The organism is Anaerovibrio sp. JC8 (assembly GCF_002100115.1).
GTDB lineage: Bacteria > Bacillota > Negativicutes > Selenomonadales > Selenomonadaceae > Anaerovibrio.
The window spans coordinates 1-547 of the sequence record NZ_ANBM01000033.1 but is presented as its reverse complement, the minus strand read 5'-3'; the positions used below and the strand labels follow the sequence as shown (position 1 = coordinate 547).

Sequence of the window (547 nt, the reverse complement as noted above, 5' to 3'; positions counted from 1 at the left end):
AGGGGTGATGGTTCCATGCATTATACTGGCGGCGGCCTTTTGGGCAAGTGGACCAGCCCGAAGAAGGATTATATTGAGGGCAGTATCCGTCTGGGCACCATAAAGGATGATGCTTCCAATGTGCTGACAGATGGAGCTGGCAATACTTACGGCTACAATACCAGTACCGGTTATTATGGCTTCCATTTGGGCTATGGCAAAATCTTTGATTATTCCGGCGGACGGAGCCTGGACGTATATGGCAAGTTCTTCTACAACCACCGCAACGGCGTGTCCTTTGATGCTGGTGATCATTATGATCTTGATGCCATTAACAGCCAGATTCTCCGCCTGGGTGCCCGTTATTCCATGCGCACCAGCGACCAGTGGAAATGGTATGGCGGTCTGGCCTACGAGTATGAATTTAACGGGGACGCAACAGGCTCAGTAACGGCGGTTGGTATTACTTCTGCCATCCGTGGCGCATCCACCAAGGGCAGCAGCCTTAGAGCTGAAATCGGCGCCACCATTACCCAGCCGGATTCCCCATGGACCGTGGACCGCCATC

General features: G+C 53.0%; 1 protein-coding gene. It reads left to right on the top strand.

Annotated elements, in window-relative coordinates; genetic code table 11:
• Nucleotides 1-15 precede the first annotated feature (15 nt).
• Nucleotides 16-547: autotransporter outer membrane beta-barrel domain-containing protein (locus D081_RS12480; protein ID WP_143272216.1), on the top strand; the 532-nt coding region annotated here is incomplete at its 3' end.